9 protein-coding genes and 1 pseudogene are annotated in these 9,719 nt (G+C 43.1%); 4 read left to right on the forward strand and 6 right to left on the reverse strand.

The features are described from left to right. Positions 1 to 158: 158 nt before the first annotated feature. From ACED53_RS21945 to ACED53_RS21970, 6 genes are read right to left on the reverse strand one after another with little or no spacing between them, the layout of a single operon-like run. Complete coding sequence (locus ACED53_RS21945) at positions 159 to 1,004, reverse strand: DMT family transporter (protein ID WP_016800130.1); 846 nt, start codon at positions 1,002 to 1,004, stop codon at positions 159 to 161. Positions 1,005 to 1,015: 11 nt separating this feature from the next. Beyond that, positions 1,016 to 2,290 carry an opine metallophore biosynthesis dehydrogenase gene (locus ACED53_RS21950; RefSeq protein ID WP_017100974.1) on the reverse strand — a complete coding sequence of 425 codons (1,275 nt, stop codon included), beginning with the start codon at positions 2,288 to 2,290 and terminating at the stop codon, positions 1,016 to 1,018. Beyond that, positions 2,287 to 3,066 carry a hypothetical protein gene (locus tag ACED53_RS21955; protein WP_016800128.1) on the reverse strand — a complete coding sequence of 260 codons (780 nt, stop codon included), beginning with the start codon at positions 3,064 to 3,066 and terminating at the stop codon, positions 2,287 to 2,289. Before ACED53_RS21955 ends, ACED53_RS21950 begins: the two co-directional genes overlap by 4 nt. Before the next feature lie 8 nt (positions 3,067 to 3,074). Beyond that, entirely contained in the window at positions 3,075 to 3,842 is a 768-nt protein-coding gene (locus tag ACED53_RS21960) for an ABC transporter ATP-binding protein (RefSeq protein ID WP_017100973.1), read from the reverse strand. Continuing rightward, positions 3,842 to 4,906: an iron ABC transporter permease gene (locus ACED53_RS21965; protein ID WP_016800126.1), complete on the reverse strand. Its 1,065-nt coding sequence runs from the start codon at positions 4,904 to 4,906 to the stop codon at positions 3,842 to 3,844. Before ACED53_RS21965 ends, ACED53_RS21960 begins: the two co-directional genes overlap by 1 nt. Next, positions 4,899 to 6,023 (reverse strand): ABC transporter substrate-binding protein, encoded by a 1,125-nt coding sequence (locus ACED53_RS21970; protein ID WP_016800125.1) that lies wholly within the window; start codon positions 6,021 to 6,023, stop codon positions 4,899 to 4,901. The genes ACED53_RS21965 and ACED53_RS21970 overlap by 8 nt, the downstream gene beginning before the upstream one ends. A 193-nt stretch (positions 6,024 to 6,216) precedes the next feature. Here ACED53_RS21970 and ACED53_RS21975 point away from each other — a divergent pair. The 4 genes and pseudogenes from ACED53_RS21975 (at position 6,217) to ACED53_RS21990 (ending at position 9,328) form a co-directional block, all read left to right on the forward strand. Continuing rightward, positions 6,217 to 6,785: pseudogene (locus tag ACED53_RS21975) on the forward strand (transposase). Positions 6,786 to 7,963: 1,178 nt separating this feature from the next. Further along, the gene (locus tag ACED53_RS21980; protein WP_102258042.1) at positions 7,964 to 8,395 is read left to right on the forward strand and encodes a hypothetical protein; all 432 of its coding nucleotides are present in this window, start codon (positions 7,964 to 7,966) and stop codon (positions 8,393 to 8,395) included. 51 nt (positions 8,396 to 8,446) lie between these two features. Then, positions 8,447 to 8,932 carry a DNA repair protein RadC gene (gene radC / locus ACED53_RS21985; RefSeq protein WP_016800123.1) on the forward strand — a complete coding sequence of 162 codons (486 nt, stop codon included), beginning with the start codon at positions 8,447 to 8,449 and terminating at the stop codon, positions 8,930 to 8,932. A 99-nt stretch (positions 8,933 to 9,031) separates the two neighbouring features. After that, positions 9,032 to 9,328, forward strand: coding sequence for a hypothetical protein (locus ACED53_RS21990; protein WP_016800122.1), 297 nt, complete (start codon positions 9,032 to 9,034; stop codon positions 9,326 to 9,328). Positions 9,329 to 9,719: the final 391 nt, after the last annotated feature.

The raw sequence follows: 9,719 nt of genomic DNA on the forward strand, positions 1-9,719 counted from the left end.
TAAAAGCGTTGAACAAGCTTACTGGGTTAGGTATGCCTGAAACTTGTCGTATTGACTAAAAAGTATGCGAAACGGGGTGCATCTATCTCTAAATTTAATTACGCAACAAAGCCTTCCCTACTCTCTTTGATTAGTTTGTTTTCTAGGTGGTACTCAGATCATTGAATAATATTTTTTTTCTTTAGCGAGAGGGAAATAGATGTTGTTATTATTATAAGAACGCCACATGTGCTCATCCAACTAGGGATTTCATACCAAAAAATAACCCCCCAAAGTATATTGAAGACCAAGCCGATATAGCGGGTGACTGCAACTACAGCGGCGTTTTCATGACTGAATGCCTTTGTTAGGAAAATTTGCCCAATGAGCGAAACAAGACCAATGGCAATTAGATAAATCCACGCAATTCCCTGTGGAACCACAAACTCATCCCTCATCAAGTAACCGGATACCAACATCGAAGTGAAAAGAAAATAAAACACAATCTCGTAAATATGGTGCCTCTTACTCAGGTGGCGAATAGTGATAGAGGCAGCCGCCGCAAAAAAAGCACTCGCCACCCCTGAGAGGGCATACAAATTAAATGTATCGAAGCTAAATGGATTTACAATTAAGGTAACTCCAACCAAAGTGAGCGGAAAAAGGAATGCTACTTTTTTAGGGGCTTTTTCTCCCAAAATTAGGTTGGAAAGTAATATAACGAAGAACGGGGACAGGTAAGCCAAAATCACGGCGTCCGCTAGCGGCATGTGGGTAATCGCGTACACAAAAGCGAGCAGATAAAACGCCCCAAACAGGCCACGAAGCAAAAGCATTGGTATGCCCGTGGTAGAAAACCTGATACTCGCTTTCCACATTAAACCTAAAATCAGAACGGTTCCTATTGCGCTTCGGAAGAAGACAATTTCAGAGCTTGGAATCGTCAAACTGGCCGCTTTAATAAGTGCGTTCATGACACTAAAAATGAACGCAGAAAATATAGTTAACGCTACACCGTTGTTCATGATGGGTTTCTTTAAAGGTCGTATGATAGACGCACCCAACCAAGGTATTGGTGCGCTTGAGTGCGGGACTCTTCAATCAAATGGTGAGGGAGTTGAGAGCTACTTAACCAAGATTCGAATATACCTAGCACACGGTTAACGCTCGGTAATGCAATCCCATGCGCTCTGCCTAAGACTTGAAGCCAGTAAAGATTCTGTATATCTTCTTTAGGTATTCGAGGTAAAGACAACTTGCCTTTTTCCACCTTACCTTTGGCATAGGGCACGGCAGAGAAGTTGAAGTAGCACCCATTTTCATCCGGCTTAGAAAAAGGATCGATCAGAATCGCGCTGTATCGTACGTAAACCAAATATTCCTGCGCTATTGGAGTGAGCGACATAAACTGCTCAATTTGACGACGACGAATGGTTTCTGGATGCACAGGGTAGTTGTCATCATTGAGAAATTGTAACAAGTTAAATGGTGTTCCGTTAAAGTGAAGTATCAATCTTGATATATCGCGCCATAGCTCAACCAAAATGTGGATGGTTTCGGTTGTGATCGGTCCCTCAGGGAAAAGTTTGTACATGTACTTAACTTCTCTCGTCTCACTTAAGATATGATTGAGCGAGAAAGGGGTCATAAAAAATGCGGGATGAACGAAAGAGGTAATGTTTCGTCCTTCTACGCTAAACCCATTTTCCAACTCGACAACTTCAACACCGATATCCGCTAAAGTTTGAGTCAGTAGCTCTAGGACAGGGCATTTTTCTTTACTTGAGTAAGCATAAATACGTTTTTTAACCGCTTTGGTAAGGACACGAACGCCAGCTTGTTCCGTTATAAATTTAGTGGCCGCAAAGTAATTGGAAAATATCAGTACGTTGGGGGTTAAATTCAGTTCTGAAAACAAGCCTTTTACAATCCGGTGCCCACCAAATAAGGATGAAATGAGGACTACTATTTTTGTGGAACTCAAACACGATTTAGGTAAAGCCAATAGAACCGCTGAATAAGCATGAGATGGGGTGCCCAGAACCAACGTATCCCATTGTCCGCTTACATCGCGTAAATCTTCAAAAACCGCATCAAATATCACCTGCCCAGCCATTCGCTTCAAAGAGGATTTGGCAGCGAAAATATGCGCAATACGTTCGTTGTGTAAGCTTTCGAACATCGGCTGCCAGCGCTCTGATGAGCGGTTTACTAACCCAAGTTGCTCGCACTGGTTTCTGATGATTTTTGCTGTCTGAAATGCGGCTGGCCCTGTGCCAACGATTAACACTTTTCCTAATGAAAGAGTCATTTTGCGCGCTCCATCAAGACGGTGTCATATATCGCTGCATCGTTATGGATCTGTTGTGTTTCCCACCCATCCATTAGGTTTGGGTTGAAAGGGTAATTGAAGGCGGACTTTAAACCATTACCGAATCGAACTAATACTCGGTGAGAGTGGTTAAGATGAGGTCTAAGCTGTCTGAGTTGTTCCCATTTATGTTCCACTAAAGAGGCTACTACAACATGAGTTGGCCGGAAAGAGGCAAACTCAGTGATTAGATCTTTGCAGCTAAAAGTGGTTGACAAGTTGAGTTGGTTGGCCATTTTCACTGCCTGCTCATCAAGATCTATACCGTGCACGAGAGCGCCTGTGCTCTGAGATATAGTGAAAGCAGAAACCGGATAGGACCCTGAGCCAATAAACAGGACTCGAGAGTTGCTTTCAATTCCTGCTTTTTTTAGTTCAATTTTTGTGTTTTCAGAAAGTTGGTATAAATATTCGCTGATGTCGATTTGATGCTCTCTGGCACACTGAGACTGATGTTTTTCCAATAAACACAGAGCTTTTACAGCAGTTTCACGAAGCTGCTTGATTAAACGATCGTACTCAGGGGTCATATCAAAATCATCGCTAATGGTTTTAAAATTTTCTTGCAAAATCCAAGCGCAAAACTCATCAATTTTTTCTTGCAAAAGGACAAAACATTCACAATTTTCAAGGCTGTAATGAGTCAGGGTTTGAATTTGAGATTCAAACGTGGATAGAGAAACTAATAAGTGATATTGCCTTTTATTCATTGCCATAAGAATGCCTAATCTGTTTTAAGGGCTCGAACTGGGGTGACGTGGGTATGTCCATGAACGCAACAACCTACGTCCACATGAATCTGATAGATTTTCCCCAGCCTTTCAGAATCGAGCACGTCTTCTGGTTTACCGCAATATTGAACTTCACCATCATTCATTAAGAGAAGATGGTCGCAGTATCGAGCAGCGAGAGAGAGGTCGTGTAGGACCGCAATTGTGATGATATTTTTGGCTCGGGTATATTGACGAACAAGGTCTAAAATTTGGACTTGATGCTTGAGATCTAAGGCGCTTGTTGGTTCATCTAAGAGCAATACCTTGGGCTCAGCAACAAGAGATTGCGCCAGTGAAACCAGCTGTTGCTGACCACCGCTTAGTTGAGAAAACTGTCTAAGGGCGAGATTTCTCAAACCTAGATAATCAAGGATGGCGTCTGCTTTTTGTTCTTGTTCACATGTGATGTTCCAGCTCAGTTGATGAACCAAGCCCAGTAAGACAAACTCAATAACCGTTAATTGACAGGGAGATTTGTTGAGTTGACATAGGTACGAGAAGGATTGTAGCGGTAATCTCAGCCCGTCCTCCCCACTTGAATTAATCTTCCCATCAGAAGGAATGATGCCCATGATAGCTTTGAGCAATGTCGTTTTTCCTGCGCCATTGGGCCCTAAAATGGCGGTAAATTTGCCACCCAAAAAGTGGGCATCTACCTTCTTTAAAACGAGTTTTCTTCCAATTGGAACGGCAAGATTTTCTATTGAAAGCGACGTCATTAGATAAACCTCCTGCTTATCAGAAAATAAAGAAGGATCGGCACACCGACTAAGGAGGTGACGATACCAATTGGTATGATAGTGCCTGGGACAATCAACTTAGCAACAAGAGACGAGGTACATAAAAGCAACGCTCCCATTAATGCCGCCAAAGGTAAGTAGAAACGCTGATCTTCGCCTATTAGCATTCTTGCTAGGTGAGGAGCAACCAAACCAATGAAACCAATGGTTCCGACAAACGACACTGCTCCTGCAGTTAATAAGGAACACAGTAAAAACATCTGTAGTCTTAACTTGCTGGTCTTTATTCCCAAGGCGAGTGCACGCTCTTCGCCTAAAGTGAGGGCGGTGAGTGCCCATACCTTAGATAACGCAAAGACCAAACCGAACAGGAAAACGGCTCCTGAAACAAAGAAGGACAACCAACTCGCCTTCAGTAGACTGCCAAATAACCAAAAAACAATTTGCTGCAGCACTTCTGGTGATGCCAAATATTGAATTAATGACTGTAAAGCCTGGAAAAAGAAGAGAACGACAATACCTGCCAAAATCAGGATTTTTGCGTCCATATGTCGGCTGCGACCAATTATATAGATCGCCATACTCGCTAATCCAGATGTCAAGAAAGCGGCAAACGGCACGCCTAACCAATGCAAACCAAATACTGAAAAACCGGTTAAAAAAGCTATGGCTGCACCAAATCCAGCAGCAGCAGAGATACCAAGGGTATACGGACTGGCAAGTGGGTTGGCTAAGAGGGTTTGCATTAGACCGCCAGCGAGGCCGAGTGAGGCGCCAACCATAAGACAGGTGAGAGTGATGGGTAACCGAAGTTGCCAGACAATAAGTGTTGATAAGCTGTCACCAGAGGGACCACCTAGGAGGGCTTCAACAACTTGTTCAATGCCTAGCCACGATGAGCCAGTACCAAGATCGAATAAAGCGGAAAAACTCGTTGCCAGAAAAGCGCCTAGCAAAATCTTAATTCTTTGCTTCTGCATTCTTTGATAAATAGCGCCGCTGGAATGATTCAGGTCAGACGATGCTTTCATGCTTTCATTCATGAGTTACGCCCACCTGAATCATGAAAGTGCCTTTGAGCGCTTGCGGCATGTAGTTCCTAAAAAATTCTTGGTGCAATTTCTTAGGTTCAATATCTTTAAATGCTTCTGGGTAAATAGACTTTGCTAGATACAACAAGAAAACGTGGTCGTAAATAGTACGTGTTCCTGAGTGGTATATACCGTAGACGTCACCATTTTTAACTGCCGTCAGTTGATTCCAGCCAGCACGATTTAGGTAGGGGCGGTATCTAGTTTGCGCTTCTTCCATTGTGCTGTTGAAACCAAGCAGGGCGCTGTCGTTATGTTTAACCCAGTGAGCACCGGATATAAAGATCACTTCTGGATCTTGACTCAAGATATATTCAGGCGTTAGGTGGGCAGAACCTTCAAACATCCCATGGGCAAGGTTATCGGCCCCCGCCATTGTCAAAAGGTTGCCCCACATTGTCGTCGAGTAAGATTTACCGTATTCATTTGGTCCACCTGTACCTGCTTCCACATACACACGGCGTGCCGTGTGGTTTTCCAGATGCCTCGTAACACGTTGTTTAACCATGTTTACTGTGTTTTCGTATTCCGTTGCAATCGATGAAGCGCGTCCTTCTGTCCCCATTACTCTGCCTATAACACGTGTGCTAATGACGTGTTTTTCAAGCGTTTGAGCATTGAAGTCTACAACGACAACTCTGATACCATTCTTTTCAAGTATTTCAACTTTTTCACCAAGGGATTGATATTGCCACGCCGCAAGAAGTGCAACATCAGGTTTAGTTAACAAGAGTTTTTCGAAATCAAAAGTACCTGTATAAAGAGAACCTGAATCAATAATCGTTTCTAACTCAGGAATGATTTTTTTATAGGTGGTCCATTGAGATTGACGGTAATCTTTCCAAGAGTGTCTTGGGAAAATAGCCACTTTTTTGTAAGCATCTGGTCCAGCGATCGCTAGGTAATCCTCAAAATAAAAACCTAGGAAAATTTTTTCTGCCGGCTTTTCTAAAGAGATGTTTCTACCGAGCACGTCTTTGAACTGAAGAGCTGTAGAAGCAGAGGCCATGTCACCCAAAGCCAAAGTTGCCAAAAAAAGTGCTTTTACTTTTAAAAGGTGTCCTTTCATTCCCTCGACCTCAAATAGAACACTAATTGTTATAATGTAACAATGGTTCTAGGGTTGAAAAGATATATATTTATTATTTATATCTATTAAATATAAATAATAAAGCTAGGTGGATTTGTTGTTGCGTAATTCAATGGAACTAAATCAAGAACCTACGATATGAGCAGCTACGTCCACTCTCTCTCGTAGCTCTATGTCTAAACCTCGTTACAAAACAACCAACAGGAAGCAATACAACCAATCGCTCATTAACCGTGGCTCTCTGACTTTTTGGATTGATGAAGAGGCAATAAGCGGTTGGGCGCAAAGCAAACAGAATAAGCGCGGTAGGCCACGTCGATTCAGTGATTTAGCTATCACGACAGCACTCATGAAAAGTCAAAAAACACGAGACGGATGGCAAGCGTAGAGTCTGGCGATGGCGCGTACGACACGAGAGTGTGCCACGCTGCTATTAAGATTAAGCGAGCCGTTGCGCTTATTCCCCCAAGAGAAGGAGCAGCCTTCTGGGAGCGTGGTCACCCTCGAAATCTCGCCGTGGGTTGCCAGAAGTTATACGGCTCAAATAAGTATTTGAAAGAGCGGTATGGATACCACAGACGTTCACTATCAGAAACAGTGATGTATCGAGTAAAACAGTTGTTAGGAGGGCGATTGAGCTTAAGAAATTACAATTCACAGGTGGGTGAAACTTACGCGATGATAAAACCGTTGAACAAGCTTACTGGGTTAGGTATGCCTGAAACTTGTCGTATTGACTAAAAAGCATGAGAAACGGGGAGACTCTGTTTCTAAACTGAATTACGCAACAAAGCCAATAATTATTGCGAAGGTGTAAATAATTTCTTGGCTTAATTAAAATTGATTTACGCTAGAAAGGCATTGTGTCATTAACGCACTATAACTAAATATCTTGATATAACTACTCTAAGTGGCAAAGGGTAGAGCACACATATGAATAATTTAATAAAGCACCGCACGGTTTTCATCACCGTTTGATTTGGATTTACATGGCTCGCACCACGTATGAAGGATTTTGATATTTCTTTGTTGCGTAAATCAGTTGAACTAAGTTATCGGGACCGATTAAGAGAAACGGATGTGCTATTTGGAGAAATAGTACATCACAGCGCTGAAGTGATGACTAAGGTGAGGTCTCAAAAAAGTGAGGTAAGGACGATATCTGTTTTTATTCCTACTGGAAAATACGACAAGTGTTTGCCTTACTTATAGACGTATATACATTAACTTAGAAACTGGCTTGACTGATTTGGGGCTAACTCTAACAAGTTAGAGCTTAATCGAGCGCTTGAGACCATTAATGCTCGTTTTGAAAAAGGGACGCTGACCTTTGGCTCTCAAAAGGGAGTTACAGTGAGCAAGGTGGCAGTATCGATATACCCATTCTAGTGACTTACTGACGGGTAAATGTATTTAAATAATCCTCATTCTTGGCTTCTTATCTCTTAGCTTATTGCTTCTTAGTTTTTTACGTGGGGTGAGAAATAATGAGGTGCTCTTTCCTTAGGCGTGATCCTTCGGGCAAGGCTTTCTCTTGGAGCTTTCATCTATGGCCTAGATTGGCATCACCCTAGTGAGCCACTGCGTGCCGCACCAGAAGGTGCTTCTCTACAAGCTCCTATCGTACAACCCTAAACGCCTGCGCCTCGTCAGTCTTCCTCGTTGCTGTTCGTCGTACCTCCTCACTCATTTCACTGACCTCCATTAAGTTCGAGTAAGGGCTTGTTGCCTTATGTGCCGATTTCCCTTTCGACTTGCATCATTTGATGGGGCTCGCAGGCTGTTTACCGTGCTCGCTCAGAGCCCCAATAACAAGGGTATATGAACGCTTCGCGCCCTTGTTATTGAGAACCATGAGCGCTTGCCGGACAGCCAAGCGGCTCCATAAAAGTGATACTCAAACAAAAAGGAAACTCCTCATGGCACAACGAAACTCAAGCCCAACTCTCTCTAAATCGATGTTCAGCGACCAGCGTTTCGCCGCTGGGCACGAAAGCTCACCAAAAAATGATATCTCCTGCCAGGTCGTTGAACGTGCAGTGCGTTCGACCGTTTCCGCGACTGTTTCAAAGGGACTTATTTGGGTGAATTCAACGGACTTTAATTCGAGCGTTCGAGCGGTTAAAGTGCATGAGATTTTACTTAATGAGTTTGGTTATACCGACTCTTTGATCTTGGAGGAAGGAAATAAAGGAAAAGGGGTGAGTATTGGCGTATGTGATAGAGCTACGACTGTGAAACAGATGCGAGAAGATTACGCCTATGCGAAAAAAGAAGAGAGAAACGTTGAAACGACCGCTAAGCATCAAGCGAGAGCGAAAGATCTTCTGACTATCTTGTATGGCCAATAACACGGACTGAGCGCCGCCCATCACGACTTTAAATATTAAAAGGGATCTATTATGTCTGTACTTGCTAACTACTCTAATCACAGCCTTTTCTCTGTAGAAGAAAAAGATATCTTGCACCATGCCGCGAGCATTTTAAAATCTAAGTTGTTTGTGTCAGAGCAGACGCCACTCAATTCCCCTGAATTGGTGAAGTCATTTTGTCAGGCTTCACTCGCTTCCAATGAAAGCGAAGTGTTTGGGGTGATCTTTCTTGATAGTCAGCATCGAGTTTTACGCACAAAAGAGATGTTTAACGGCACCATTGACACCGCATCCGTTTACCCGCGTGAAGTGGTCAAAGAGTCACTGGCCACAAATGCAAGCGCGGTCATTTTTTATCATAACCATCCCAGCGGTGATGCCACACCCAGTCAAGCCGATCGACGTATTACTCGACGACTGACCGACGCGTTAGCCTTGGTTGATATTCGAGTTCTCGATCATTTCGTGGTGTCTTTTGAAGATGTGGTGTCGTTTGTGGAGCGTGGTTGGATATAGCCATTAGTGAAACATGTCTCTCATTTACGCCTATTCTGGCGTGAATGACTTCCTCATCATAATGCTATAAACTGTAAGCAATTAAATAAGGTTTCTACTATGTCTGAATCAAGCAAAGTCACATTAAGCGTTGAAGAGCTGATCAACCTAACCGCTCATGCTGCCACTCAAGAGCAGTTAAATGATACGCGTAAAGAACTCGATCAGAAGATCGAAGCGGTTCGTCATGAGCTTTCAGATAAAATCGACACAGTTCGTAATGAGCTTTCAGATAAAATCGACACAGTTCGTAATGAAGTGAGTTCCCTTAAAAATCTCATTATTGCAACAGCCTTCGCTATGATTGCGACGGTAGCCGGTGCCGCGTTTTGGGTTGGCAGTCATATCAACGTTTAATATTCAAATATGTTTTCTTAAATGCCTCTTATCCTAGAGGCATTTTTTTTGTCCGAACGCTTCAACGCTCGCGCTAAAAGAATTTGAGCCAAAGGCTCGACCGCAAGCGGTCGCCAATACCGCTCTCAGTACCACAGTACGCCTATTTGCTCGATGTTTGATTCTATTGCTTTTTCATGGTGTCACTTTGTGGGTTTGTGGCTGATAGGTGGCTTTTTATGATGAAACCATTACTTTACCTTTCTTTGCTATCGCCGTGTTTCGGTTGGGCTTTTTGCTTTGATGAGGCAGGGAGATTTTATAATGTCGATCCACAGCTTTTAAAATCCATTGCAACGGGGCTTTGTTGCGTAATTCAATGGAACTAAATCAAGAACCTACGATCTGATCA

This window comes from Vibrio sp. 1F169, assembly GCF_041439605.1.
In the GTDB taxonomy this organism is placed as follows: domain Bacteria; phylum Pseudomonadota; class Gammaproteobacteria; order Enterobacterales; family Vibrionaceae; genus Vibrio; species Vibrio tasmaniensis_A.